Origin of the sequence: Faecalibacterium sp. Marseille-Q4137 (genome assembly GCF_017377535.1) — a bacterium.
Classification (GTDB): Bacteria; Bacillota; Clostridia; order Oscillospirales; family Ruminococcaceae; genus Faecalibacterium; species Faecalibacterium duncaniae.
In genome coordinates, this window is record NZ_JAFREK010000007.1 from 23,302 (window position 1) to 49,005 (window position 25,704).

Sequence of the window (25,704 nt, forward strand, 5' to 3'; positions counted from 1 at the left end):
AAATGGAGGTTTGAGATGGCTGAAAACAAAAATGCACAGCAAGTCCGCGAAATCACGGACAAGCTGGAACAGGGCATCAAGGAGCTTTTTGAATCCGAGCGGTTCAAGGAATATCTCCGCACGATGTCCAAGTTCTACAACTATTCCTTCAACAACACGCTGCTCATTGCGATGCAGAAGCCGGAGGCAACCTATGTTGCCGGTTATACCTCGTGGCAGCGCAACTTTGACCGTCAGGTCATGAAGGGCGAAAAGGGCATCAAGATTCTTGCACCCGCGCCGTACAAGGCGCAGGAAGAGCATGAGAAGATTGATCCTTTGACGCAGAAGCCGGTGATCGGCGCAGATGGGAAGGCTGTCACGGAAACGGTTGAGGTTCTGCGTCCAGCCTTTAAGGTGGTGAGTGTCTTTGATGTTTCCCAGACGGACGGCAAGGAGCTTCCGGACATCATCGTCGATGAGCTGAAAGGCACCGTCGAAAACTACGAGGCATTCTTCGATGCGCTCAAGCAGGAATCTCCCGTCCCTATTTCCTTTGAGGACATTCCGGGCGGTGCAAAGGGATTCTTCTCGCCGGTTGAAAGCCGCATTGCCATTCAGGAGGGCATGAGCGAAATCCAGACGGTCAAAACCGCCATTCACGAGATCGCCCACGCAAAGCTCCACGCCGTCAAGCCGGATGAAAAAGCCGCGCCAGAAGATAAGAAGGATCGGCACACCAAGGAGGTTGAAGCGGAGAGCGTTGCCTACACCGTCTGCCAGCGTTACGGCATTGAAACCTCGGACTATTCCTTCGGCTACATTGCCGGTTGGTCATCCGGCAAGGAAACCAAGGAACTGAAAAGCTCTCTGGACACCATCCGCAAGACGGCGGCTGAGATGATCGAGGGCATTGACGCCAAGCTCAAGGTGCTGCTGGCAGAGAAAGCACAGTCCGTCGAGCAGGAAGCTGTTCCGGAGAAAAAACCGGAAGCCCCCATTTACCGCGAGACGGCGAATTACGCCTATGAAGCCGGTGAGCTGGAGTCATATCGTGCTTCTCTCGCCGCAAACGTGGAATGCCGCAAAGCGATTGAAGCGGCGATCAGCTCCAACTACGGAGATAACCGGCTGGATGCGGATGCTGCCGTGAAGAGCGTCCTTGAGCAGTTCTCTCCGGAGCGCGTCCGGTATGTCCTCGCAAACACCATTCAGCAGAAAGACTTTGACGGACGTATTCCGCAGCCCCTCAAGGAATGGGCGAAGAGCGTTGATGTCTGCCCCGAAAACGCCTCCCGCTTCCTTGTGGATAAACCCAATCCCGGACTGACCGCCCTTTTCGTGGATGCGTTCCGTCAGCAGACCGAACCCCAGAAGGAAGTCATGCCTGAAAAAACAGAGGAAAGTGACCCGGAGGTTGTTGCATGGGAGAATGATGAGATTACCTCTATTGAGGTAAAAACCGTGGAGGTCAAGTCTCCCTTTGCCCCCTTGCCGGAGGAAGCAGCAAAAGCACCGAAGACACACCGCCTGACTGCCGAAGAAAAGGAGATCAAAGCCGCCGTCATGGACACGCTCAAGGGGCAGATCGCCTATAACAACGACGGTATGCGGGCGTCCTATCGCGCCTCTAACCATTCCTTCAATCTGCTGGCACGGAACGGCGTCAGGATCGAGGGCAACACGGTTACGCAGAATGGTGAGCCGCTGTTCAAAACCCATCGCCGTCATGCGACGCGGAAAACACAGGGCTGCTATCGTGAGCTGATGCCGACGCTGGAATACGTCAAGCAGGAGCAGAAGCAGGAAAAGCCCTCTATCCGCGATCAGCTCAAAGCTGCCGCGAAAACGCAGCCGGAGAAGAAGTCCCCGGTCAAATCCAAAACACGCGACATGGAGTTGTGAGAAAGGAGAAGCATGAAGAAATACACAGACGTTGACATCGTTGCGGAGCTGCAGAGGCTCGTGGACAGTCATGTAGACAGCTACAAGGAAGACTTCGACATCGACAAGCGCATCATCCGCCGCGCTGCCGAAAGCCGGAATCCCGAAGAGAAAACGCTGATGTGGTTCTGCCGTCCGCATGGAACGCACTGCCTCAATGAAAATCAAGTCTTTATTCAGGGAACGCGAGATCACAACACCTTCCGTTTTTACGCGGAACAGACCTACGACGAGTGCATTGCTCGTGTCATTGTCCCGAAAGCCGTTAAGCGCGGCAAGGTCTTCGGAGATGTCTTTGAGATCAACTACCGGGAACAGGCGGCAAATGTGGCGCAGAACTCGGTTGCGCCGGATCACGACCGGCTGACCTTTGCAGACGGCTTTGTGCTGGAAGCCCCCTGCCGCAGCAGCTTCGATGCAGCAATGGCTCTGATCGGTGAGCATGGCGGCGTCAAGACCCACCAGACGCTCCCGAAGGACGCGGATGCTCTGGTGGAAGTGCTGTCTAAGCAGAAAAGCCGCCGTGTCAGACTGCCGGAGGCAGATAGGACAGAGGTGCTTTCGCCGCTCCCCGTCGCAGAACTCCGCAAATATGAGGCAGTCAAAAAGGCTCATCCGGATGCGCTGGTCTGCTTTGCTCAGAACGGCTATTTTGAGCTGTACGGCAAGGACGCAAAGAAAGCCGCGCCGCTTCTCGGCACAAAACTCCTTGAAAAGAAGGTGCGCGGCAAGCCTTCCGTGCCGGTTACTGGTTTCCGTGAAAGCGCATGGGTAGCCGGTTCTCATAAGCTCTGGAAGTCCGGCGTGGATGTCTTTCTCAGCAAGGACGGCGAGACCTTCAAGGAACTCAAAGCCGCAGATTACATTCCTGTCGGCGCGACGCTGAATGTGGATGGCATCAAGTGCAGAATCGAAGCGGTTGATTTTGCCGCTGATGAAGTCCGGCTGACGAACATCGAGGACAAGAACCGCCCCATCCGCTTTTCGGAAAGCATCCAGTATGTCCGCTCCTATGTGGAAGATGCCGGAACAGCCATCTACGACACCATCCCGAAGAAGCCCACTGCCCGTGAATCCATCCGCGACAAGCTGAAATCCGCGCAGAAAGGACAGCCGCCCCACACGCCGAAACCGCAGAAATCAAAAGGAAAGGATATGGAACTCTGATATGAAAAACTTTACCGTGGAAGAAATCAACCTGATGTGCTGCTTCAACACGTCCAGCCGGAAGCGGCTGATTGACGATATGAAGAGCGTCACTCTGAACGACGTGGACGGTGAGATCGCGGAGCTGATGTACAAAACCGTCCGGAAGCTCGAATCCATGAGCGACGCGGAGTTTGAGGAACTGTATATCATGCCGGACGGCATGGTAGATGACTGAAAGGAGGATGCCTATGCCCGTATTAGACGGTGATTTTGAAGCCTTCGTCACAAACCTTGGCAAGTACAACGAGGGTATGCTGGTCGGTGAGTGGGTAAAGCTGCCCACCACCGAAGAAGAGATGCAGAAGGTCTTTGAGCGCATCGGGATCGGCAAGCAGGATGAGTTCGGTCAGCCCTATGAAGAGTGGTTTATCACCGACTACGAATGTCCGATCTACGGTGTTCAGAAGATGCTTGGCGAGTACGAGAGCCTTGATAAGCTCAACTACCTTGCCGCTTTGATTGACGAGCTTTCCCTGAGCGATCAGGAAAAGCTCGTTGCCATTATGGAGGCTGGCTGCGATGAGGTCAGCGACATCGACGATCTCATCAACCTGACGTTCAATCTGGACTGCTACGACATCATGCCCGGTATCAACGACGAATCCGACCTCGGCTATTATTGCGCCCACGAAGCCGGTATCTACTCTGAAAAGGATCTCGGTCCTCTGGCAAATTACATCGACTATGAACGCTATGGGCGCGAAATTGCGATGGATGAGCAGGGACGCTTCACCGACGAGGGCTATGTCCGTGTTGCAAGCGAACGCTGGGACAGGCAGTTTGACGGTGAGCTTGATGATATTCCCGACGAATACCGGATTACCGGCTCAGGAGAAGCCGCCGAGCATGACAGCACCATCGCTGTTCTTATCGTCGAGCCGGGAAAGGAGCCTTATGTGAAGGAGATTGACTCCGGTCTGGAGTCCTTGCAGCATGAGGTCGGCGGCTGCATCGAGGCGATTTACCCCTACGAAGACCCGGTTGCCTTAGTCTGTAATGAGGAAGGCAAGCTGGAAGGTCTGCCCCTGAACCGCGCTCTGCGTGATGAGGACGGTGACATCTATGACGTTGTTGCCGGAACATTCATGGTAGTCGGCTTGACGGATGACAGCTTCGGTTCTCTGACCGTAGAGCAGATGCAGAAGTTCTCTGACCTCTTCAAAGTGCCGGAACAGTTTGTTAAGTTGGGCGATAAGATTGTTGCGATCCCCATGATCTCGAAGGAGCAGCAGAAGCAGGAAGCTACCGAGCAGAAGGACTTTGAGATGAATGCCGACACCTCCGGTCTGACGGTTGCCGGTCACATCGGGACATGGCACACCATTGACCGGCATGAAGTCGGCGGTCACGGCTTTTACCTTATGGAGCATGACACCTACGGCGATGAGGCTGCCTGCATCATTGTCGATGAGCGCGGCAAGCTCGTCCTTGATGATGTCTACAACGGCTTCGACGATGACACGCTCCGCCTTCTCGACCTTGAGGTCAAGGAAGTGCCGGAAATGCCCGATCCTGCGCTCTCCGTTCAGGATATGAAGGACTACGGCTACGCATGGGCTGGCGTCCTGCCCGCCGGTCAGGACGCGGCTGAAAAGGCGATGAAGAAGGGCTGCGAGGTTTACCGTCTCTATTCGGATAACACCGAGGGCTTGTGCGTGGATGCAAAGGAGATTGCCGACCATGCGGCAAAGGGCGGAATGCTCGGTATCAGCAAGGAAAGCTGGATGGCGGCTCTTGAGAAGGAAAACTATCTCAAGGCAGCGGAGATGTCGATGGAGGATGACTACGGCATGATTGACGGGATCATCAACAACGGTCCGAAGGAGGACAAGACCCTTGATGCCAAAGTCCCCGAAAGGGGCGAGAAGTCCTCCATCATGGACAGGCTCAAGTCTGCAAAGGCTGAAAAGCAGAAGGAATGCTGCCCTCCCAAAAAGCACAAAGGAGAGATTGAGTTGTGAGCAGAAGTCAGAAATGGAGGCAGGAGTGGTCGTTCTTCATCGGGGACAGCGGACGCCGGAAGTATAACCGCTTTTGCGTCCGCTGCGTCCATAGCTGCAAGCAGAGTTTCCGTGCGGATCTCATCGCCTGTCCGCACTTCTCCCGCAAGGCATCGAGGTGTAGACAGCTAGGGGTCGAAAAAGCCTGTGATTGCAAGCCTCAGAGCGACGCAAATTGACCAGCCTAAGTGATTGTATTCCCTGCGCAGTTTCTTCTTTAGCGCGGAAATAAGTGTCGATTTCGGCACTTGTTTGAATGCCCGGAAAACGAACCAAGAGCCTCTGTCGATGCCCGTTTTGGGTGTCGGCAGAGGCTCTTTTTTTATGACATATTCAAAATAGCGGACAGCAACTCTTGAACCTGTTGCCGGTATTCCGGCTTTATATCCGAAATACGTCTGGCAAGCGCAAGGGCTTCCGTTTCTGGCTCGTCGGTCCCAAAGATAATTCGGTCCGCACTGACGCCCAGCAAACGGCAAAGACGCTGCAAGGCTTCAAGAGAAATACCGGAAGCACCACGCTCAATAGCGCTCAGGTGATTCGGCGTCATGCCAAGCATTTCTGAGAGCGTGTCCTGCGTATAGCCCGCCTGTTCTCTTGCCACTTGAATATTGCCGCCGATTTCAATATTGATGTCCTTCTTCTCTCGCATAGCCTCACCACCTTTGCATTTAGTGTACCTAACGGCGGTGTCATTATCCACGGTACGCCGTCGTTGATTTTACTAACGACAATGCGTTGACTGTCCGTGATGAGGGTGATAGAATGGAGTTACCTACCAAAAGAGTGAAAGAAGGGGTGTCATGTCACGCATTATTGAGTTTAGAAAGTCTGCTCAAAAAGCTGCAAAGCAATCCGTTCAAGGCAAGACTTGTGCGTTTACCGGTCATAGACCGCAGAGTCTTCCGTTCGGCTTTGATGAATCCGATAAGCGTTGTACTTCTTTGAAATCTGTTATGCGGGATCAGATTGTAGCACTCATCGAGAACGAGGGCGTCACGCATTTTATTACCGGCATGGCTCTTGGCGTCGATATGTACGCTGCTGAAATTGTACTCGATTTGAAATCAAAATACCCTCACATTACTCTGGAAAGTGCAATCCCTTGTGAGACACAAGCGATCAAATGGTCTGTGGCTTCACGGGAACGGTATTATAATATCGCGGCAAAGTGTGACAAGGAGACCATGCTGCAACGGGAGTACACGACGGACTGCATGGACAAGAGAAATCGGTACATGGTCGATCACGCCGATTATATTCTCGCAGTATGGAATGGATGCCCCAGCGGTACCGGGAACACCGTGAGATATGCCCACAAAAAGGGCAAATCTATCATCGTTATCAATCCGGTTTCCCTTGATGTCACGCGGGAATAAGGCAAAAATCCCACTCCTGAATCAAGAGTTGTGAAAACCGTGAAGTATTTCCCGATAGTGAATACACATTGCACTACTCGGTGATTATTGGAAACGTGTACGGCGTATGCTGCCCAGTGAACATCTCCACGGAACACATCGAATTTTCACGGCTTCGTAAAACGGAAAGTGTCACCTTATGAACAGTCCCTTGCCGAGAGAAAAATAAATCGCTGGAAACGGGAACGCCCCCGGCACTGTGCGTCTGGCACAGTGTCGGGGGCGTTTTTCCGTGTCTTAGTTATGAGCCAGTTCATTTAGGAGCAGCTTTCGATAGTCCACATCCAAGACGCAGCGATGGAAGTCCATCAGACGGTGTTCGTCGAACAGCTTTTCACAAAGCTTGGTCAGCGGATGATTCATCAGCTTTGCAGAAATGCCAGTCTCGTTGAAAAACCTTGCCCATGTGAAGACCTCTTCTAAATCCTCCTGCCCAAGCGTGGCAGGAATGATGGCGTTGCAGAGACGGACAATGGGGCTGTCCGTAAATCGCTCTGCGACTTCCTCCGGTGTGCATTCATAGCGGTCACAGTCAAAGGAAAGCGCATCCTCAATTTTTAGATAATTTTCGATTTCATCCCGCGTCAAGGTTATGGTGTAGTCTCCCATACCGGACGGCACATCAATATTCTCCATGACATCAAGTTCGTAACGGGATCCGCCGATGATCGCTTCAAAGGAGAAGGACTGACAGATTACTGCTGGGTTTTTGTCTATCTTGTCCTCATTCAGAAAGGACAGCGGATTATACTCCGTCAGTTCCCAGTCGATTTTTCCTCTCTCTGTTTGCTCGGCAATCTGCTGGATCAGATGTTGTTCTTCTTCGTGCAGATTTTCATTGTACAACATGATACACCTCCGTTTTCTGATTGTCGTTTTTTTGGGGGGGCTGCTCTATGTTTCCGAAGAGACTGCCGTTTGTATCATCATTCCTTGGCTGAGGGCAGACCTTCGTAAAACTTCCTCAGTTCGTCCAAACTGCTTGTCCGATTTTTGATAGGCAGTGAGTCCCATGTAATGTCATGATAGCGTTCCGGCGGCTCGTCCCGCAGTCTTCGGTCGATAATGCAGACAATGCCGGTGTCTGTGAAATTGCGGATCAATCGCCCGATACCTTGCTTGAGCTTGATAATCATTTCGGGAACGCGGACATCCATCAGAGCGTCCTTTGCGACGGAACACTTATACTCGATAATTGGATCGGGGACAGGGAACGGAAGCCGGAAAATGATCACATTGGAAAGGCTTTTTCCTTCAATGCTGATACCTTCCCAATATGCGCCCGTCCCCAGAAGCACGGAGTTCGTATCTTCCTTAAACTCATTCAGCACCTTGTCCTGCGACGATCCCGGCTGTTGCATCAGGATTTTGTACGGAAGATTTTTCTCACTGAGAATGGAGTAGACCTCTTCCATGTCGGTCTTCGCCGTAAACAGCACGAGTGCCTTCCCGTTGGAAATGTTCAGGATCTCAAGCAGCCGCTCCACGCCCTTTTCAATGAAGGCTTCGTGTTCCTTGGTCGGATGCGGGAGATCGTCGCAGTAGTAGATCATGGCGTGTTCATCGTATGGATATGGGGAAGGCTTCGGTTCGGATAAGCAGCCGCGTTCACCAACCGGAAAGCCGGTATTGCTGATAAAGTAGGAATACTGTTCTTCCAGAGACCCGCTCGTGGCGTTCGTCAGCGTGGCAGAGGTCAAGATGGTTCTTTCATCACCATTGAAGTATAGGCGGCTAACAATTTCCCTTGTGTTTTTAGGGCAATAGACAAGCTCCGTGTTACTACCGCGCTGCTCAATCCAGATCAACATATCATCTATCCGGTCAAGAAGCTCCGAAAGGGACTCGCTGACCGCATCCAGATCGTCAGAGGCAGCAAAGGAACGGTTGTTTCTGAAATCCATGCTGGAATAAATCTGAATGCTGGACGAAAGGTTATGTATGGCGGCGTTCATCTCGGTAAGCAGCTCAACCGCACTGCCGTTTTGGTCGAAGAAAAAGCGGTCAGCATAGCGCATATCCTGTTCTGCCTCGTTGATCTGCTTTTGGACTTGCGCTTTCAGGCAGTTATAGAAGGCGATGATCGCGCTCTCTGCCTCTCGCTTTTCACCGGACACACTGCTCTGGTCAGAGGACCGCAGCTCATAGAATGCACTCTTGATCATCCCAAAGAGCATACCCTGTCCGAAACGTTCCGTTGTAGCACTACGCACCTTATCATCTAAGTTGTGCGCTTCATCCACGACAAGCAGATCAGCGGCGGCGTTAATCAGCCCGTCCTGACCGCGCCGGAGCTTCATGAGATGCTGGGTGAGAAAGTCCTGATTGCACAGAACAACGCCCTCCGTATACTTTAATGCTGCGCGGACCTTGTAATACTTGCACTTCTTTTCACAGGAGCCACAATTCTTCATGCTGAACCGCTGCACGTTTACCTTGTCCCAGACGCCTTGCGGCAAAACCTCCGGGAAATCCTTGCGTTCCTCATACTTTTGCTTGATTCCTTCTTTAAGCGCGTCCGGTGGGTCTGCTTTCGGATCACACATATATTCATCTGCGCGTTTGTTGCAGAGATAATGGGTCTGTCCTTTTGCGAGGATGACATCTCTGTTCAGCCCAAGAAGGGGCATTACTGCGTGGACATCACGCCAGAGCTGTTCTTGAAGCGCGATGGTCGAGGTTGCAATGATAACCGGCTTGTTCATGCGTTTGCTGTACAGCAGCACCGGCACAAGATAGCCAAAGGACTTGCCAATGCCCACGCCAGCTTCAATCGCAAAGTGCTGATCGTTTATGAGGGCGTCCACAATCTCAAAGGACATATCCTGCTGCCCTTCACGCATTTCCAAGCCATGCTGCGGGGCTTCATCCCAAAAGAAGGTGCTGACTTGCTCACTCATGGAGTACAGCTCTGCTTTTCTGCGCTTTTTCCGTTCCTCCGATGTATTGAATCCAAAATAAAATCTATTATCCATCCACATTCCTCCCGGAATAGAAACCAAGGCTATCTGCGTTTCAGCTCAATGCTGACGTTTCCGTTCTCGTCGATGGTCAGCGTCATGTGCCTGATGTGCTTCTCATAGAACTGCCGCCGCTCTGCGGGAGACATTTCGATCCTCGTGTTTCGCAGAGCTGCATCAAACATATCGTTGACATTCAGGTGAACGGAGTTGTCAATCCAGCGGTACATCTCCTTGAACAGTGCGTTTTTCTTGATGTCCTCGCTGTTGCCGGAGTAGAAGTCATCCAGATAGCAGTAGAATATCCCAGATTCTGCAAGTGCCGCCTTCATATCCGGTCCGCATTTTTCCCGCTCAATCATGACAAGGAATCTGGCGTCCGGTAAAGAAGAGATCAGCCCCCAGTAGTCGGAATCGCTTGAGACGATGACGAAGGAATCCACTTGCTTCTGGTAGTGTTCCTGACAGGCTCTTGCGGTGAGCTTGATGTCTACCAGTGATTTGTTCTGCTTGATCCGCTCAATCATGATATGTTCAACGGGGATGCGGGTGTAGTTTTCAAGAATCCGCCATGCCGTAGCGGTATGTACGTCATCAAAGAGAATGATCGCCGTAATTTTCTGCATGACCTCATAATCAAGGTTTTTGAGCGTGGCGCACAGCTTGTACGGGTCAGAGTTTTCGCAGTCCACTACCAATACGGTCTTCTCACTGTCATCTATGAAGTCGTAGATATTGTTTTTTACAAAAGCCCCTGCATCGGAGACTTTACTGTATTCCGTGAAGGCGTCGCAATGCCATTGATAAAGCAGGGTAGCAAACTTCTTATCATTATAGAGGACATTGCCCTCGTCCATCGGTACCCAGTTGATATACATTTGATAGGGGTAGTAGGAGAGACTTGCGTAATAAATATCGGCAGCATCTTTCGTTCCGTCCTCTGTCAAACCGTTTGGCATGATGAACAGCTCTTTTATGTACGCCCAGTTAATCCAGATTGGAAAGAGGCTTTTGCAGTTGTTAATGCGGTCTGAAATCAGCCGGTTGATCTCGATAATGTGGTGGCAGAGCTTTGTACTCGACTTTTTTATAAAGCTGATTCCATCATTCGAAAGCTGCTGCATACTGGAAGCCGGGATGATCTCTGGCATTGAAAGCAGCCCACGGTATTCCATCCGCATGATGTCATTTATTTTCCGATAATTGCGCTCAATGGCGGTGCGGATGATACAGAGATTGCGGATAATGCGGGCGTTCTTATCTTGCTCAAGCCGGTTGTATATCTCTATCTTCGGCGGCTCGTGTTCATTTTGGAAAATACGAAGCGGGACGCCGATCAGGTAAGCGACCTTTGACACAAGCTCATAGGTGCTGTCTTTGTAGGCAATCTGTTCTCCGGCATATTCGATTCCATTCAACATGACTGAATTGCCCATGATCTACTCCTTTCGATGGAACGTGGGTTATTGAGCGTACTTTTTGAAGTTTTCAGCTTGTTCCAGAACCTCCTTGTAGACATCATCAATGGTTACGGGGGGATAGTCAAATTCATCCAGTAGCAGTATGAGGTCAACTTGCAGATTTGCCTTAATGTCATCACGGGTAGACCAGTCGGTGTATTTAGCTTTGTCATCGACAATAATCTTAATCCGCTTTGACAATTCAATCATCTTATCGTCCGGGTACTCGAACTCATACTTCTTGGCAACCGCCTTGAGAATGTCATAAAAGGCTTTTTCCTCGTAGTCAATTCCCATGCCCTTGAAGGAGTCTTTTTCCTTTTTGAGTTCTTCAAGGAGCTTCGCAAGCTGCTCCGCCACATCGTCAAGAACTTCATTAGCAAAAGCCTCATCACGACGGCGATTGTTGTACTCATCAACAACCCGCTTGAGGCGGTCTGAGAACTCCATGCCCATAATGCGGTTGACTTTTTTATACTCATCAATCGCTTGAGAAAGAAGCCTCTGCAACACCTTTATCTTTGTGTTTGGAAGTTGGATTGCATTGATCTTATCCAGATACTCGTCACTGAAAATATCAACAGAGATGTGCTTCCCCGTCTCAAACAGTTCCTCTATACCATCAGATTGAATTGCACCTTCAAGAAGTTCACGGACACGGGCATTCATTTGTGAAATGTCAGGGGCATCACCCTTTGTGAGTTTGAAAAGAATAGAGCGCACAGCACAGTAGAAGTGCAGATAGTCCTTTTCTTTATCAGAGATAGCCTCACTTGAACTGCATAGGTTGAACGCTTGTTTCATGCGTTTGACTGCCGCCATAAAGCGAGTTTCCAAATCTTCTGTGAGCTGTACATACTCAACAGCCCGATTGAGGCAAGCAAGCTGCTCTTTCGGTGAGCCGTTGAAGTAATCCGTGCTATTGAAGTTGTGGAACATCTGAGCTAAGACATCGAGCTGGTCTTTAACAATCGTGATAGACTGCTCGACGCCTTCAAACTCATCGCTCTCAAAGTTGGTGTATTTCTTGAGGGCGAGATTCATGTTTTTCTTAATGCCGATGTAGTCCACGATCAAGCCCTTGTCCTTGCCGGTATAGACGCGGTTGACGCGGGAAATCGTCTGGATAAGGCTGTGCTGCTGGATGGGCTTGTCGATGTAGATTGTGTCGAGTGCCGGTACGTCGAAGCCGGTAAGCCACATATCAACAACGATGGCAATTTTGAAGTTTGATTTAACGTTCTTAAACTGACGGTCAAACTCCTTGCGATCGTCTTTCGTTCCCAGCATTTCATATAGTTCAGGCTCATCATCTTTATTTCGCGTCATGATGAGCTTGATCTTCTCGATGGGTTTGAGTTCCTTTTTCTCTTTTTCCGTCAGTTGAACCCCGTCAGGGCAAACCTTTTTCTCTGCCCATTCCGGTCTCATTCCAACTATAATCTGATAAAAAGCGTATGCAATCTTGCGATTAGAGCAGACAAACATTGCTTTTCCTGCAACGGTAGCTCCTTCGGCAACGCGGGTCTCATAGTGGTTAATGAAGTCCTCCGCAACTGCGTGAAGTCGGTCAGGATCACCGATGATCGCATCAATATGAGCAACCGCCTTCTGGCTTTCCTCAATCTGATGCTCATTTGCGCCTTCAACAGCACAGCGGTCATAATAATCTTCAATTTCCCGAACCTTTGCTTGATCAAGAGTGACCCGTGCAGCGCGTCCGTCGTAGACAAGGTTGACTGTGATACCGTCTTTGACCGCCTCTGTCATTGTGTAGGCATCGACAACCGGACCGAAGACTTCAATCGTGCCATCTACGGGCGTGCCGGTGAAACCGACATAGGTAGCATTGGGGAGAGAATCGTGTAGGTACTTTGCGAATCCATAGCTTCGCTCTACACCTTCGGCAGTGACCTTGACTTTCTGATCGAGGTTTATCTGACTACGGTGTGCTTCATCGGATATGCAGATCACATTCGCTCTATCCGTCAGAAGCTCCAAGTCCTCGGTGAACTTTTGGATGGTGGTCATGTACACCCCTCCGCTTGTCCTGCCTTGAAGTTCCTGACGCAGCTTTTCGCGGGAATCAATGCTCACAACGGTTTCGTCACCAATGTACTTCTTGGATGCTACAAACTGCTTTGAGAGCTGGTCATCCAAATCCGTTCGGTCGGTAATAATCAGGATTGTAGGGCTATGGAAGAAGGTACTCTTCATAAGCATTCTTGTGAGGAAGAGCATAGTATAGCTTTTTCCGCAGCCTGTCGCGCCGAAGTATGTGCCGCCCTTGCCGTCCCCCTCCGGTCTGAGATGTGCCTTGATATTCTCAAACAGCTTGACCGCAGCAAAATACTGAGGATAGCGGCAGACGATTTTGAGGTCTTTGTCCGAGCTATCAGGGAAATAGACAAAATCCTTGATGACTGCCAAAAGCCGTTCTTTGCGGAACAGTCCGCTCACCATAGTTACAAGGGAATTGATGCCGTCCAATTCCTTATCGTCAGCTTCAATCTTTCTCCACGCATAGAAGAAGTCATACGGGGAGAAGAAGGAACCGTATTTATTATTTGCACCATCGCTTATGACGATGAAGGCGTTATACTTGAAGAGTTCAGGAATATCACGGCGATAACGCACGGTAAGCTGAGTATAGGCGTCCATGATCGTTGTGTTTTCTTTGACTGCGCTCTTGAACTCAAGCACAACAACAGGAATGCCGTTGATGAAGACAATCCCGTCCGGTATGCGTAGCTGGTTGTTGATGCCTTCAATTTCAAATTGATTGACGATCTTGAACACGTTTTTCTCTGGCTCATCAAAGTCAATCAGCTCAATGTAAATGTCTTTCTTTGTGTGATCCTCACGGTTGAAGATGAAGCCGTCACAAATCATTTTGCAGACTGCTTTGTTTGCTTCGTAGATCGTACCGGAAATAGACCTCAGGCGAAGGATGATGCTATCAACTTCGCTGGGGGTAAGTCCATCTGCGGCGTATCTGTCCAGGAGGTACTTCCGCAAATCATCAATAAGCAGGACCTCAGAACGTTCACGGTGGATCTGTTCTCCATTCAGATAAATATAACCTTCATCCTGAAAAAGCTCCATGATGGACATTTCAAGAGAATGCTCATTGAAGTTCGCCATTATCATTTCCCCCTAACTGCCTCTGCATTTCTGCTTCAAAGGCTTTTTCACTTTGCTGGAAGTCGTACTCCTGATACTTCAAACCCAGACGTGCCAGCATGAGTGTACCTTCCCAGTCATCAATGTTTGAGTATTGCGTTGCACGGTTTACGTCTGTGAGAACACCGAGGATCAGCCCTGTACAATCGAGTGCAAAGTCTATCATTTCCTGTATGTCCGGATATAAAATAGGATGACGATCCGTTAGGTTCTCGTTGCTCAATATACGCTGTTTATCGTTGTGGGCATAGAGCTTATTCCTCTGCATTCGGATGTCCTCTCTTTTTTTACTCAGCGCACAGAACCGCTTTTGGTACAGGGCTAAAAACTCAGGAAAAGTCAAATCCACCCGAACCGGAGCATTCTCTGCATCCGGAATGTTAAATATCGCAAAGAGTGTCCTGTCAGATTCAACCTGAGCCTTGAAAAATCGCTCTTCTTGTGGCTTGAGCTGATGCTGGTACGGGATTTGATAGGAAAACGCTGTTCCATCATGCTCTACGGTCATTGTTTCTCTGTATTCAGGAAATAGGTCTTGATTTTCCGCGCATTTTGCAAGGAGGGTTCCAATGGACACGACGCCATTTGAGCTATCATACAGTTTGGCGATCTCCATAAAACAGGCTTTCATCAAAGCTCCGTGGATCGTTTGATAGAACGCTGGTGACATCTTCATTTCTTCCGCATATTCGCGCTGGTTTTTGCGATACTGCTGCAATATGAGGTAATAGGCATTTGCGTCAAAAGCTCCATGATGAAGTTCCTCGGCAATTTTGATCAGCGTTTCCTTGTCCATTTTCATTCCTCCCTTCGTAGGTAAATGATAATTTAGAAGCAACTGCACAAGCAGTATTCCAAGATCAATTTTCTTCTTACTATGGGTGTGACAAGCTTCCCGAAGGTTATAGCATTGTCAGTTTGGATAGCCTCTGTACAGTCAAAGGTGGCAAACGCCTTCCTGCCGACTGTGAATTACTTGATGATCCAACAGAACACCCTTATATTCGTGTTCGTGATGTTGGCGGAAGTCGCTATGTCTGTCTCACAGACCAATTCCAATATATTGATGAAGAAACGCATCAAGCCATCTCACGATATATAGTAAACACCGGAGATATTGTCATTTCGATTGTTGGTACAATCGGATTGCTCGGCAAGATTCATTCCTCTCTTGACAAAGCAAACCTTACTGAAAACTGCGTTAAACTCGCAGGTATTCATACGGTTACTTCCGACTATCTCTATTATACACTTTGCTATAAAAAGCAAATTAAGGAGATTGACCTTCTGACAGTCGGTGCGGTTCAAGCAAAGTTGCCTATGTACAACATCCAATCTATGAAAATCCTTGTCCCTCCGACCAAGGTGATCAGTGATTTTCAGAAGAAAATGAACGCTTTGGACGAGCAAATTGAAGCAAATACAATGGAAATCCAGAAACTTAATGAGCTTCGATCCGTTCTCCTTGCAAAACTGTCCGATTAAGCCGCTAAATTATCATTTATCCGCCGCTTTAGATCGATCCGCTCCGTAATGGTCTGGTACGCCTTCACAATGCTGCGCTGTTTGTCAATAGAGGGGACAGGTAGCTCTACCTTGCACATTTCATCCCAGTCCATTATTTCCCGGACGCTGCCGTGAGACTTAAAACGTGCGTAACGATCAAACTCCGGTCTGCTGAACCAGAGCATTAGGTATTCGGGTAGTAACTCGTTTTCATCTTTCACTTCAAAAACGGTATAGATATTGCTGACAAGCCCCTCATCATAATCCGTCAGAAGAGCGATACCAATTTTGTCTCCACGACGAGAAGTATCTGGAATGTAGGTAAACTGCCCCCGTTTGACTACCTTGTATTTCGTAAAGTCGGTACCAACCGTGTTTGCAATGGAGGGAATGAACATCTTTTGGACGGAAACACCTAAAAGGTTTTCCTCTTTTCCGTCTGTGTTCCTGACATCGACTTGGCGAATGAAATCTCCAAGCAGCCTATATCTTTCTTTCATCGTGACACCTCACCCTATGTATTTTCTGTGTGCCAGCTTGACATTTTGCTGTTTAACCATAGCATAGTGCATGGTCGTGTCGATCTTCTGATGCCCTAAGAGCTGCTGGACTTGCTCTATGGGCATTCCTTTATCTATGGCTGATGTTGCCAATGTTCTTCGGAACTTATGTGGGTGGACACGAGGCAGATTCAGCCTTTTTCCCAAATCTCGAAGCCGTCTTTCTACGCCGCCAATCTGCAAACGGTCATGCGGTGCGGTCAGCGAGACAAACAACGCTGAACAGGTGTCTGTGCGGCTTTCCAGATAGTTTTGGAGATGGATTTTTGTCCTGGCATCGAAATAAACGATCCGTTCCTTACTTCCTTTTCCGAAAACAACGCATTCCCGTTCATTGAAGTTGATGTCATCGCGGTTAAGGGCAACCATCTCACCAACACGCATTCCAGAGGACGCAAGAAGGTCTATCATCGCAAGATCGCGGACATTGCAGCAGTTGTCCCGCATGATTTCCAATGCCTCGTCGGTATAGGTTTCCTTGATCACCTTTGCCGTTTTCACCTTGTGGATCCGGCGTACCGGGCTTTTTACGATGTAATCCTCATCTTCAAGCCACGAAAAGTAGCTGGATAGGATGCGGCGGATGTTATCTATCGTGACCTTGCTTGACTTCCGGCTCATCTGATACACTGTTAGGTACTTCCGCAAGTCCTCAGTTACAATCTCTTGAGGCTCTTTTTCAATGCCGGACAACATTGACACAATTGTCTGACGGTAATAGCTCAAGGTTTTTTCTGAGCAGCCTTCAATGCGTTTTGCGTTGATAAAACAGGCAACCGTATCGACCTTTGCGCTTTCTTCCATGCCCGCGCTGTGACTTAGCTCTACGCCACTCAGTACCCCCTCAAGGACGCCTTGAAGCTGTTTTAACTGTGCATTGTTCAGATACGGAAGCATCTGTCGCTGCACTTCTTGAATCAGTTGTTTTTTCATTGTCGTGTCTCCTTTGATTATTCTCAGAGAACGACTTTTCAGTGGCAGTTCTTAGGGTAAAACTCTCGCCACTGGTGAGAGTAATGGACGGTAAATGATAATTTAGCGGCTTAACCCTGAAAGCAAGGTCTGTGCGAAACCTGTAAGTTTTTCTATCTCAAGATTATTGTCAGCAACGGCAGCAAGAGTTGCACTCACCAACACAGCCCAATTTTGCTGCAATTCAATCGGCGGAATGGGAATGTGTAATGCTTTGATATAACTTGTGGGCTTTGCGATTGATGGAACGCCGGTTGTGTTATCATTTGCGAGTAATTTTCTGCGCCCGGCATCAGTGTGAAAGTAGAAGAGAACATACTCAGGTAATAGCGCACGCTGGTCACAAGTAAGTAAAAACTGACTTTGGGAAATGACATACCTGTCGAATTTCGTTTTGTCCGGAACAAGTGCAACTTGCCCCAGCGTTCCACGATGAGTGATCACAATATCGCCAGAGAAGGCTATCGAATTTTTTAGCTGGTTTGCTTTTTCTTCCTCGACATATCGGAATGATCGTTCAGAAAGCAAGTAGCCAGAGATGTTATCTCCGTTTAACACTGGAACACCACGATCAACAAAGCAGTCAGTTTTAATATTAGAGCCGAAAGGTCCCATTGCAACGCGGGACAATGATTTTCCCAAGGGTTGTGAGAACCAATCACTCTGCTCGTCACGATATTCGGGATGGGTAGCAAACGTCCGCATGAACTCTGTTTTGCAGAGTTCCACTAAATTATCATTTTCCGCTCTCTTCAAAGCAATGCGGTCGGTAATTGCACGGTAGGACCCAACGATCTCACATTGTCTCGCATAGGAGGAAACAGGGAGCTTTATACGGCAAAGATCGTCCCATGAAATTCCGCCTCGAACACTGCCGTCCGTCATGAACCAGCATTCACGGTCAAACTCCGGTCTACGAAGCCACATCATCAAATACTCTTCATTTAAGACATCGCGGTCAATAATCTCAAACATGAAATACGCCGGAGAAACTATTGCGGGGCTGTCTTTCTCATAGAGTGCAATCGGAAGACGCTCATCGCGCCCAACGTGCATTGGGTTACAGGCAAACAATCCCTTGCTGATTAGCTTATACCGGCTCAAATCTGTGCCAATTACATTTGCGACGGAAGGCATAAACTCTTTGTCGATGCTTATGCCAAGAACAGTGCTGGTGACTTCCTCGGAGTTCCGATAATCAACAAGCTGAATATGTTTACCAAGGGGTTCATAATTCGATTTCATAGCCCAGCTCCTTAAACACGGTCAACAGGTCAGCCTTCGACTTCTCTTCTGCAACAAGCAGATCACGAAGCTCACTTTGCAGCGTCTTCATTTTCGTATCAAAGTCGATGTTCTCATCACGATTTACAAACTCGATGTAACGGCTCGGAACAAGGGTAAAGCCCTTTTCTGCAACCTCATCGAAGGATGCGCTGTAACAAAATTCAGGCACATTCTGATAAGTTTCTTCATAACCTTCCTGCTGCCATGCGTGGTAGACGCTCGTGACCTTCGCACGGTCTTCTTCTGTCAGTTCAATGTACTTCTTTTCATAGGGGCTTCCCATTTGCCGCAAGTCCATGAAAAGGATCTCGCGCTCACGGTTACGGAAGCGTTTTACCTCTCCGTTTTCTTCAACCACACGAGCCTTTTTATTCTTGTTTAGAATCCAAAGCGTAACGCTGATGTCGGTGGTGTAGAAGAGGTTGCGGGGAAGGATGATGATTGCTTCGACGAGATTGTTCTCGATGAGCTGACGGCGGATTTTCAGCTCTGTGCCATCGTCAGACAGTGCGCCGTTTGCAAGCAGGAAACCGGCAACACCGTTTTGAGAGAGCTTTGAAACAATATTCAGAATCCAGCCATAGTTTGCATTACTCGTGGGCGGAACTTCATAGCCGTCCCAGCGCGGATCATCAATCAGCTCATTATCACCACGCCATTCTTTCTGATTAAAAGGCGGGTTTGCCATAATGTAATCTGCCTTGAGGTCCTTGTGCTGGTCATTGGTGAAAGTGTTCGCTGCCATTTCTCCGAGGTTTGCAGAGATGCCGCGAATAGCCAGATTCATTTTGCACAGCTTGTACGTCGTGTTTGTATATTCCTGACCATAGATAGAGACCTTCTTCTTGTTGCCGTGATGTGCCTCCACGAACTTCATTGACTGCACGAACATACCGCCAGAACCGCAGCAAGGGTCATAGAGAATACCGTCATACGGCTCGATCATTTCCGCAATCAAATTGACAATGCACTTCGGCGTATAGAACTCGCCCTTACCTTTGCCTTCTGCAAGTGCAAACTTACTCAGGAAGTATTCGTAGACTCGTCCGATAATGTCATTCTCTTTATCGCCGGTGTTGATCTTATCAATCTCGTCCAGCAGTGATGCCAGCTTTGCTGTGTCGATGTGAAGACGTGAGTAGTAGTTGTCCGGCAGTGCGCCTTTCAGTGCGGGATTCGCTTTCTCAATCGTATAGAGGGCGGTGTCGATTTTCAGCGCAATGTCATCCTGTTTCGCATTCTCCATAATGAAAGACCAACGGCTGATCTCAGGCAGGAAGAACACGTTGTCCTTCGTGTAGAAGGCAACATTGTCAACAAACTTCTCACCGTATTTTTCAGAAATAGCTTTCCTTTGTGCCTCAAACTTATCGCTGGCAAACTTCAAAAAGAAGAGACTGAGAACGACGTGTTTGTATTCCGCTGGCTCAACAGAACCACGGAGTTTATCTGCGGACTTCCACAGAGCTTCCTCCATAGAAATCTCCTTCTTCGGTGCCGATGCGGCTCGTGCCATATCAAAATCCTCCCTGTGTATTTATCTAACCTATTTTACAAAAAGAGCTGTACGAAAAACCGGACTCAGTTCTTGTCCGTTCGCACAGCCTCACATATATCTCCGATGTCACAGTTCAAGTAATCACAAATGCGCAGCAAAATAGAGAGGGACACTTCTTCCCCCTTATTCAGTTTTGTCCATGTTCCGGCAGACAGCCCTACTTCATGTCGTAGAGAAGCCTTCTTTATGTCGCGTTCCAGAAGAAGCATCCATAGTTTCTTATAGCTTATGCGCACGGCAACCATCCTTTCGCTTGCTTGCATTCAACATCGCTTATAATATTATACTGGATTTCATTCTCAAAAGCAATTCGTTGATGCAGAAATTAAAGAAAAAGTTTCAATTTCTCGAACCTTCTCTCAAGGATGCAGGGCATCTCCGGTCAACAGGAGATGCCCTGCTTTTGAAAGGACTATTCGCGCTGTGTGTTGCGCAGATGATCACGGTCATGGTCAACAGAAGGAGCGAGAAACGCATCAACATTAGACCTGATCGTCTCTATTTGCTTTACTTCTTTTTTGAGCTTCGCGCGTTCATCATAGAGCCGTTGCTGCTCTTCAAGAAGTCGCTGCTGTTCCGCTTGCAGTGTCTTCAAGCTCGGCAGTTTTTCATCGCCCTGCATGGCAAGAAGCGTACTCCGCGCCGCCTCAAAGATCACAAGCTCTGCCTCATGCTTTGCCTTGAACCCCGGCTTGTCTTTTGCCTTCTGGAAGGCATCATATACAGGCTTGAGCCGCTGGTAGTTGGAGATATTTTTGATGAGCGGCTGGACTTCCCGCAGACGTGCTTCAACGCCTTTCAGTTCCTTGCCGGTACGGTCATAGGAACCGTGAACATCCTCAACCTTCTTCTCAAGATCGGCGTATTGAAGCAGATTGTTTTCCGTGAGATAGTTGAGTGTCCGTGCCGCTTCCTTGAGGATAGTGAGCTTTGCTTTATGCTCGTAACCCTTGCTGTCGATAAGCCTGATCCGCTCCTGAATATCTCCGATGAGAGAGATGCCCTTCGGCGTGGTCTGTCTTTGGCTTCTTCGGGGCGTCCGTCCGGCAATCCGCTCCTTGATGCGTTCCTCGGTGTAGTTCTCTCCGATAGTTTTAGACCGGGTAAACCGCTCCTGACCTTCAGCACGGAAGGAGATGTATTTGCCAGTCTTGAATTCATATCCGGCTTCCTGCATGAGCCGCAGAAAATCATCGTAGTCCTTCGCCGTGATGACGAGCCGGTCGATGGTCTGCTTGAGTTTCTGCTTCCAGCTCGTGCCGCGTTTGGCTTCGGTGTACTCCTTGTAGCCCATGCCTTTGTTCTGAGAGGGAGGAATAACAGAGAGACCGTTTTCCTTACAGAGCCGGTCGCTGACCTCGCGCATATCATAGTAAATCCGCTTATAGCTCTTATATGCGTGGTAGTCCACGAAGTCAACCGCATTGAAAATCAGGTGGTTATGAACATGGTCTTTGTCAATGTGAGTGGTCAGCACATACTCATATTTTCCTCCGAGGATTTCATCTGCAAACTGCTTGCCGATCTCGTGGGCAAGCTCCGGTGTGACCTCTCCGATTTCAAAGGACTGGATCACATGACGGGCTATGATCCTGACCGGATTCATCCCTTTTTGCTCGGCTATCTTCCGCGTCCATTCAAATTCCCGCGCTGCGGTCTCGCTGGCACAGCCGTAGGACGAGACCAGCAGCTTCTCGTCTGTCTTTTCGGGATTCAGAATGTACGCGATTGCCTTGCTCAAAGTTCCTCGGATTGCTTTGATTTTAGTAACTGCCATACCGCGTCCATCTTTTCTTTCAGCTCGTCAATATCGTCCTGATAGAATCGTCCCGTCGAGTTGATCCTGCGGCAGACGGTATTGATGTTCACACCGATCTTGTTGATTTCGGCGGCGAGCTTTTTCTGCTCCGTGTAGTCCACAACGATGATGTAGCCGTCGATCAGCATCTTCCTTGCATACGCACCGAAGTTCTCCGTGCCGATCATTTCCATCTTCTTTGCAATCGTCCGTTCTTCCTGTGGTGTCAGCCAAATCTTCTTCTGAATGTCTCGTGTTCTTCGTACCATGCTGCGCCCTCCGTCGTAAAGATTAGAAGGGTTTGGGACTATCCCAACAAGCAAAAATCTGATGTTAAGGGCAGGGTCTCCTTAACTGATTTTTCTCCGGTGGGTACTCACCGGATTTGCTTGCTAATCTCCCAAAATCGTATTCCCCGAAGATTCCTCCGTGAAATGTCCCTTCACTTTACAACGGACACAAAAAGGGCGTTTGTTGAGTACCGGATTTCAAAAAAGTCAAAAAATCATTGGATTTCCCATGTGAAAGCCACTGTGTCTGTCACATCAATATCAACCGGCTCAATCTCAGGTGCGGCGCACTTGCTCATCGCCATGAGAGGCTGAATGCAGTCTTCAACATCGTAGCTTGTTCTGGAAAAAACATTGAGTTCGCCCCAGTTGTAGTCGATGTTGAGCAACTGCCCAAGCGTACTGCCTGATGCTTTGCAAAGAATCTCCGCCTTCGCTCTGGCGTTCTCCGTCGCGCTGATCAGCAGCTTTTCGCTGACCGCTGATGGGTTTCTTACAGTGAATGCGATACTGAGTTCCGGCTTTGCACCGCAATCCGCAATCGCAGAAATGATCTTTGCAAGCTGTTTGCTGTCAAAGTCAAATGCAAGTTTCAAGCGATAGCTGCAAGCATATCCGACAAACTCTCGCTTGTAATTTCCTTGCCGATCCTTGACGTTCTCGTACCTTGTCTGGACATCAAAGCTCGTGGTTTTCAAGTCTTCTTTGTGATACCCAACGCAGACTGCGGCACCTTGCAGTCTTTCGATTCTCTCGGTAGCTTCCGACATTGCACGGTCATAGGTTTTAGATAAGGTTTCAATGTTCAAGGAGAGGATGATGTAATCCGGTCTTGCGGAGACATTGCCTGTCCCTTTTACGGTGATCGTTCTCATTGCTTTCTCCCGTCCTTTCTGGAATTAAAGTCCTCATCAATACGCTTTTTCCAATTCGTACCCAGTGGTACGCTGCAACGGACAGCAGAAACCGCTTCGCTCAGAACCTCATAGTTGAGCTGCGTTCCCTTATGGTCAGAGTGATAATTGACCGCTCGGTCTGCTCCAATACCGAAGTGCTTTGCCGTTTCAACTGCGTCAATATTTGCGCCGAGGAATAGAAACTCCCAGCCGTACTTTTCCTTCTGCCGCTCGATCATTTTCTTAACTGTCTCGCTGTCATAACGGCGGCTTGCATTCTCCATGCCGTCCGTTGTGATGACGAACAGCGTATGTTCAGGGACATCCTCATTTCTTGCGTACTTGTGGACATTCCCAATGTGATGAATTGCTCCGCCGATAGCATCCAGAAGGGCAGTACATCCGCGAACGGAATAGTCCCTGTCGGTCATCGGATCCACCTTCTGAACCGGCACACGGTCATGGATAACCTCGCTCACGTTGTCAAAGAGAACGGTAGAGATCAATGCCTCGCCATTCTCTTTTTTCTGCTTTTCAATCATGGAGTTGAATCCTCCGATGGTGTCTTTTTCCAGTCCGCTCATAGAGCCGCTGCGATCAAGGATGAATACGATCTCCGTCATGTTCTTTCTCATGTTTTGTACCTCCGTATATAAAAAAATGACTGCTTGGTGTCTCACCTTACAGTCATATTGTACTTCGGTATTCACTTCATTTGGTCGCATGGCAAGCGACATTATTCTAAGGATAAGAACAGCTCTCCGTCAATGCTTAGGATGTCATCCATCGGAATCTTCGTGCCGTCCTGCATGGTAATTAGGCGCTCAAAGTCATCAACCTTTATGACTGCGCCGGTTGCAGTTACATACGCACCGCCAGCTTTGCGCTCATCAGGTTTGAAGTAGGTTATTTCAACCTCCGGCTCTTCATCAAGGGCATCCATGAGAAGCTGATACCTCATGTTCAAAGCGGTCAAGGCTCCCTCATCAAGCTCAATCCTTTCGTCGGTCAGACGTCCGGTTTCCTTGATTGCAGAATCATAGCCGGTGAGGGCGGCAAAGGGTGCAAACTGCGCTGCACGATCTGACATCGGCATTTGTGGTCGCGTTTTGGAAACGTGATGAGGAAGTCCCATGATCTCGTCGTATTTTCCGTTCACGCCTTATGCCCTCCAATCTGCGCATTGCGGTCTTTCGCGGTTGCGCCTTCTTCAAGATTCATCGCCTTGAGGATGGCGTTCTTTCCGTACTTCTTTTTGATTGCAAGCGTGGCGGCTTGTATTTTCCGCTCACGTTCCAAGGCGGCGTCCTCGGCTTTCTGTTTTTCCTCTTCGGCAGCATAGTCAGTGAAAAGGTCAAGCTGGACAGCACCGTCATTTTTCTTCGGCGCGTCCGCTTCCGGCAGGACATGATTTGCTACAACATACATACGGCGGACAAGCAGATTCTTGTCCACGATCCGGTCAAACAGCTCTGACACAGCACACATTATTTTGCGGGTAGAGGATGTGTGACCGTCGAGGTTAATAGAGCCGTGCGCCTGTTTGGGAATCTCCCGACCGTAGGGGTCTTTCCCCACCGCGCCGTGATACTTTGCCCGTCGTGCAGGATCGGTCAGGTTCTCAATGTCGTAGCCAACTGTGAGAACCATCTGATCGGTGACAAGCCCCTTGTCCACCAAGTCCAGCACAAGCAAGTCCGTCATTTCCCGGACAACCAGCTTCGCCTTCTGCGGCTCATAGGGACAGTGCAATACCTGACCGGAACTGAGGCTGTTGGAGCTGGGACGGTATGCCTTGATCGCTTCAATGGTCGTAGGCTCCCAGCCCCACGCATGGTCGATGAGCAATTCCGCATTCTTGCCGAACAGCTTGTAAAGCAAGTCCTCGTTCCGCTCTGAACAGAGGGCAACATCGCCCATTGTGAACATCCCATTCTGCTCAAGTTTCTTGGCAATACCTCGACCCACGCGCCAGAAATCCGTGAGAGGCTGGTGCGCCCAAAGCTCACGCCGGAACTTCATTTCATCCAGTTCGGCTATTCGGACGCCATTTTTGTCGGCGGGGATGTGCTTCGCTACAATGTCCATTGCCACTTTGCAGAGAAAGAGGTTCGTGCCAATTCCTGCGGTTGCTGTGATGCCGGTTGTTTCAAGCACATCGAGGATGATCTTCATGGCGAGGTCATGTGCCGAGAGCTTGTAAGTATTCAGGTAGTCCGTCACGTCCATGAACACCTCGTCGATGGAGTAGACTACGATGTCCTCCGGCGCGATATACTTGAGGTAGACCTGATAGATGCGGGTGCTGTACTCCATGTAGTACGCCATCCGAGGCGGCGCGATGATGAAGTCAATCGCCAGAGACGGATCTGCTTGCAGCTCTGAGAAGAAGTGCGACGAGCCTTCCAGTCTGCGTCCCGGTGCGTCGTGCTGCCGTCCGGCATTTGCTTCCTTCACGCGCTGCTTGACTTCAAACAGCCGCCCGCGTCCGGAAATGCCGTAGCTTTTGAGGGAGGGCGTGACGGCAAGGCAGATGGTCTTGTCCGTCCGGCTCTCATCCGCAACGACGAGATTTGTGTCCAGAGGATCTAAGCCGCGCTCCCGGCACTCCACGGAGGCGTAGAAGGATTTCAGGTCGATTGCGATGTAAGTGTGTTGTTTCACCTTCTTTGCCTCCGCTTTCT

The 25,704-nt window shown here is 49.3% G+C and carries 21 protein-coding genes and 3 pseudogenes; 7 read left to right on the top strand and 17 right to left on the bottom strand.

The window, feature by feature from the left end:
- Window positions 1–15 precede the first annotated feature (15 nt).
- The 5 genes and pseudogenes from J3353_RS04530 to J3353_RS16560 form a co-directional block, all read left to right on the top strand.
- Window positions 16–1,884, top strand: a complete 1,869-nt coding sequence (locus J3353_RS04530; RefSeq protein ID WP_207684276.1) for a DUF3849 domain-containing protein — start codon at window positions 16–18, stop codon at window positions 1,882–1,884.
- Between the two features lie 12 nt (window positions 1,885–1,896).
- A complete protein-coding gene (locus J3353_RS04535; protein WP_136891583.1) occupies window positions 1,897–3,090 on the top strand; it encodes a DNA mismatch repair protein MutS in 1,194 nt (397 codons plus the stop codon).
- A 1-nt stretch (window position 3,091) separates the two neighbouring features.
- A complete protein-coding gene (locus J3353_RS04540) occupies window positions 3,092–3,307 on the top strand; it encodes a transposon-transfer assisting family protein (RefSeq protein ID WP_136891584.1) in 216 nt (71 codons plus the stop codon).
- Between the two features lie 13 nt (window positions 3,308–3,320).
- Window positions 3,321–5,093, top strand: coding sequence for an antirestriction protein ArdA (locus J3353_RS04545; RefSeq protein ID WP_242700853.1), 1,773 nt, complete (start codon window positions 3,321–3,323; stop codon window positions 5,091–5,093).
- 403 nt (window positions 5,094–5,496) lie between these two features.
- Window positions 5,497–5,547, top strand: a pseudogene (locus J3353_RS16560) (hypothetical protein); the annotation flags it as partial.
- A 27-nt stretch (window positions 5,548–5,574) separates the two neighbouring features.
- On the opposite strand, the pseudogene J3353_RS16565 reads toward J3353_RS16560, so the two are convergent.
- Window positions 5,575–5,784, bottom strand: a pseudogene (locus tag J3353_RS16565) (helix-turn-helix domain-containing protein); the annotation flags it as partial.
- A 151-nt stretch (window positions 5,785–5,935) separates the two neighbouring features.
- Here J3353_RS16565 and J3353_RS04555 point away from each other — a divergent pair.
- Window positions 5,936–6,511 carry an SLOG family protein gene (locus J3353_RS04555; RefSeq protein WP_071430955.1) on the top strand — a complete coding sequence of 192 codons (576 nt, stop codon included), beginning with the start codon at window positions 5,936–5,938 and terminating at the stop codon, window positions 6,509–6,511.
- A gap of 276 nt (window positions 6,512–6,787) precedes the next feature.
- On the opposite strand, the gene J3353_RS04560 is transcribed toward J3353_RS04555, so the two are convergent.
- From J3353_RS04560 to J3353_RS04580, 5 genes are all read right to left on the bottom strand, one after another.
- Window positions 6,788–7,399, bottom strand: coding sequence for a hypothetical protein (locus J3353_RS04560; RefSeq protein ID WP_071430953.1), 612 nt, complete (start codon window positions 7,397–7,399; stop codon window positions 6,788–6,790).
- 77 nt (window positions 7,400–7,476) lie between these two features.
- Window positions 7,477–9,525: an ATP-dependent DNA helicase gene (locus J3353_RS04565; protein ID WP_071430951.1), complete on the bottom strand. Its 2,049-nt coding sequence runs from the start codon at window positions 9,523–9,525 to the stop codon at window positions 7,477–7,479.
- Window positions 9,526–9,554: 29 nt separating this feature from the next.
- Window positions 9,555–10,946 (bottom strand): NYN domain-containing protein, encoded by a 1,392-nt coding sequence (locus J3353_RS04570; RefSeq protein ID WP_207684278.1) that lies wholly within the window; start codon window positions 10,944–10,946, stop codon window positions 9,555–9,557.
- A gap of 27 nt (window positions 10,947–10,973) precedes the next feature.
- Window positions 10,974–14,114, bottom strand: a complete 3,141-nt coding sequence (locus J3353_RS04575) for a type I restriction endonuclease subunit R (RefSeq protein WP_207684279.1) — start codon at window positions 14,112–14,114, stop codon at window positions 10,974–10,976.
- Entirely contained in the window at window positions 14,098–14,949 is an 852-nt protein-coding gene (locus J3353_RS04580) for a hypothetical protein (protein WP_207684280.1), read from the bottom strand. Before J3353_RS04580 ends, J3353_RS04575 begins: the two co-directional genes overlap by 17 nt.
- A gap of 110 nt (window positions 14,950–15,059) precedes the next feature.
- Between J3353_RS04580 and J3353_RS04585 the strand changes: the two are divergent.
- Window positions 15,060–15,638: pseudogene (locus J3353_RS04585) on the top strand (restriction endonuclease subunit S); the annotation flags it as partial.
- On the opposite strand, the gene J3353_RS04590 reads toward J3353_RS04585, so the two are convergent.
- The 11 genes from J3353_RS04590 to J3353_RS04640 all read right to left on the bottom strand — a co-directional run bounded on the left by J3353_RS04590 (window position 15,635) and on the right by J3353_RS04640 (window position 25,684).
- Entirely contained in the window at window positions 15,635–16,159 is a 525-nt protein-coding gene (locus J3353_RS04590) for a restriction endonuclease subunit S (RefSeq protein ID WP_207684281.1), read from the bottom strand. The pseudogene J3353_RS04585 and the gene J3353_RS04590 sit on opposite strands and share 4 nt — an antisense overlap.
- A gap of 9 nt (window positions 16,160–16,168) precedes the next feature.
- Complete coding sequence (gene xerA / locus J3353_RS04595; RefSeq protein ID WP_136891591.1) at window positions 16,169–17,152, bottom strand: site-specific tyrosine recombinase/integron integrase; 984 nt, start codon at window positions 17,150–17,152, stop codon at window positions 16,169–16,171.
- 102 nt (window positions 17,153–17,254) lie between these two features.
- Window positions 17,255–18,436, bottom strand: coding sequence for a restriction endonuclease subunit S (locus tag J3353_RS04600; protein WP_136891592.1), 1,182 nt, complete (start codon window positions 18,434–18,436; stop codon window positions 17,255–17,257).
- The gene (locus tag J3353_RS04605) at window positions 18,420–19,994 is read right to left on the bottom strand and encodes a class I SAM-dependent DNA methyltransferase (protein WP_136891593.1); all 1,575 of its coding nucleotides are present in this window, start codon (window positions 19,992–19,994) and stop codon (window positions 18,420–18,422) included. The genes J3353_RS04600 and J3353_RS04605 overlap by 17 nt, the downstream gene beginning before the upstream one ends.
- Window positions 19,995–20,059: 65 nt before the next feature.
- Complete coding sequence (locus tag J3353_RS04610) at window positions 20,060–20,299, bottom strand: helix-turn-helix transcriptional regulator (protein ID WP_006573514.1); 240 nt, start codon at window positions 20,297–20,299, stop codon at window positions 20,060–20,062.
- 149 nt (window positions 20,300–20,448) lie between these two features.
- Window positions 20,449–21,813 carry a relaxase/mobilization nuclease domain-containing protein gene (locus tag J3353_RS04615; protein WP_207684282.1) on the bottom strand — a complete coding sequence of 455 codons (1,365 nt, stop codon included), beginning with the start codon at window positions 21,811–21,813 and terminating at the stop codon, window positions 20,449–20,451.
- Window positions 21,774–22,103, bottom strand: a complete 330-nt coding sequence (gene mobC / locus J3353_RS04620; RefSeq protein WP_005934759.1) for a plasmid mobilization relaxosome protein MobC — start codon at window positions 22,101–22,103, stop codon at window positions 21,774–21,776. Before mobC ends, J3353_RS04615 begins: the two co-directional genes overlap by 40 nt.
- Before the next feature lie 236 nt (window positions 22,104–22,339).
- Entirely contained in the window at window positions 22,340–22,999 is a 660-nt protein-coding gene (locus J3353_RS04625) for an SIMPL domain-containing protein (RefSeq protein ID WP_050618466.1), read from the bottom strand.
- A complete protein-coding gene (locus J3353_RS04630; protein ID WP_050618467.1) occupies window positions 22,996–23,655 on the bottom strand; it encodes a hypothetical protein in 660 nt (219 codons plus the stop codon). Before J3353_RS04630 ends, J3353_RS04625 begins: the two co-directional genes overlap by 4 nt.
- A gap of 101 nt (window positions 23,656–23,756) precedes the next feature.
- A complete protein-coding gene (locus J3353_RS04635; protein ID WP_008396798.1) occupies window positions 23,757–24,179 on the bottom strand; it encodes a hypothetical protein in 423 nt (140 codons plus the stop codon).
- The gene (locus tag J3353_RS04640) at window positions 24,176–25,684 is read right to left on the bottom strand and encodes a DNA methylase (RefSeq protein ID WP_117473789.1); all 1,509 of its coding nucleotides are present in this window, start codon (window positions 25,682–25,684) and stop codon (window positions 24,176–24,178) included. Before J3353_RS04640 ends, J3353_RS04635 begins: the two co-directional genes overlap by 4 nt.
- Window positions 25,685–25,704: the final 20 nt, after the last annotated feature.

Excerpts from the sequence above, each read along its gene's own strand:
- J3353_RS04630 (WP_050618467.1), bottom strand. The coding sequence starts at position 23,655 with ATGAGAAAGAACATGACGGAGATCGTATTCATCCTTGATCGCAGCGGC.
- J3353_RS04530 (WP_207684276.1), top strand. The coding sequence starts at position 16 with ATGGCTGAAAACAAAAATGCACAGCAAGTCCGCGAAATCACGGACAAG.
- xerA (WP_136891591.1), bottom strand. The coding sequence starts at position 17,152 with ATGAAAAAACAACTGATTCAAGAAGTGCAGCGACAGATGCTTCCGTAT.
- J3353_RS04560 (WP_071430953.1), bottom strand. The coding sequence starts at position 7,399 with ATGTTGTACAATGAAAATCTGCACGAAGAAGAACAACATCTGATCCAG.
- J3353_RS04625 (WP_050618466.1), bottom strand. The coding sequence starts at position 22,999 with ATGAGAACGATCACCGTAAAAGGGACAGGCAATGTCTCCGCAAGACCG.
- J3353_RS04605 (WP_136891593.1), bottom strand. The coding sequence starts at position 19,994 with ATGGCACGAGCCGCATCGGCACCGAAGAAGGAGATTTCTATGGAGGAA.
- J3353_RS04600 (WP_136891592.1), bottom strand. The coding sequence starts at position 18,436 with ATGAAATCGAATTATGAACCCCTTGGTAAACATATTCAGCTTGTTGAT.
- J3353_RS04565 (WP_071430951.1), bottom strand. The coding sequence starts at position 9,525 with ATGGATAATAGATTTTATTTTGGATTCAATACATCGGAGGAACGGAAA.
- J3353_RS04615 (WP_207684282.1), bottom strand. The coding sequence starts at position 21,813 with ATGGCAGTTACTAAAATCAAAGCAATCCGAGGAACTTTGAGCAAGGCA.
- J3353_RS04610 (WP_006573514.1), bottom strand. The coding sequence starts at position 20,299 with ATGCAAGCAAGCGAAAGGATGGTTGCCGTGCGCATAAGCTATAAGAAA.
- mobC (WP_005934759.1), bottom strand. The coding sequence starts at position 22,103 with ATGGTACGAAGAACACGAGACATTCAGAAGAAGATTTGGCTGACACCA.
- J3353_RS04555 (WP_071430955.1), top strand. The coding sequence starts at position 5,936 with ATGTCACGCATTATTGAGTTTAGAAAGTCTGCTCAAAAAGCTGCAAAG.
- J3353_RS04570 (WP_207684278.1), bottom strand. The coding sequence starts at position 10,946 with ATGGGCAATTCAGTCATGTTGAATGGAATCGAATATGCCGGAGAACAG.
- J3353_RS04535 (WP_136891583.1), top strand. The coding sequence starts at position 1,897 with ATGAAGAAATACACAGACGTTGACATCGTTGCGGAGCTGCAGAGGCTC.
- J3353_RS04580 (WP_207684280.1), bottom strand. The coding sequence starts at position 14,949 with ATGGACAAGGAAACGCTGATCAAAATTGCCGAGGAACTTCATCATGGA.
- J3353_RS04540 (WP_136891584.1), top strand. The coding sequence starts at position 3,092 with ATGAAAAACTTTACCGTGGAAGAAATCAACCTGATGTGCTGCTTCAAC.
- J3353_RS04590 (WP_207684281.1), bottom strand. The coding sequence starts at position 16,159 with ATGAAAGAAAGATATAGGCTGCTTGGAGATTTCATTCGCCAAGTCGAT.
- J3353_RS04575 (WP_207684279.1), bottom strand. The coding sequence starts at position 14,114 with ATGGCGAACTTCAATGAGCATTCTCTTGAAATGTCCATCATGGAGCTT.
- J3353_RS04545 (WP_242700853.1), top strand. The coding sequence starts at position 3,321 with ATGCCCGTATTAGACGGTGATTTTGAAGCCTTCGTCACAAACCTTGGC.